The 260-nt window shown below is 43.8% G+C and carries 1 protein-coding gene; it reads left to right on the top strand.

Translation table 11 applies throughout. The features are described from left to right. Positions 1-102: 102 nt before the first annotated feature. Positions 103-260 (top strand): HNH endonuclease (locus LKK83_RS17110; RefSeq protein ID WP_324632457.1); only part of this gene is annotated, 158 nt, incomplete at its 3' end.

Here is a 260-nt window from a genome sequence, read left to right as displayed (position 1 = left end):
ATCAAATTGCGATACCACTCCGAGACTCCAATTGTCAGACACGTTAAAGTCAAAGGCGAGGCCAGCCCATATGACGGTAATCTCAAATACTGGAGTACAAGAATGGGAAAACAACCCGGTGTTCCAACGAGAGTATCGAAGCTCTTGAAGAAACAGAAAGGGAAGTGTACCCACTGCGGACACTATTTTAAGGAAGAAGACATTATGGAAATAGACCACATCGTCCCAGAAACCCTAGGTGGAAAGGATGAATACAAAAA

Origin of the sequence: Phormidium sp. CCY1219 (genome assembly GCF_035615515.1) — a bacterium.
GTDB lineage: Bacteria > Cyanobacteriota > Cyanobacteriia > Cyanobacteriales > Laspinemataceae > CCY1219.
The sequence above is the reverse complement of the archived record's forward strand: the minus strand, read 5'-3'. Positions and strand labels throughout refer to the sequence as shown.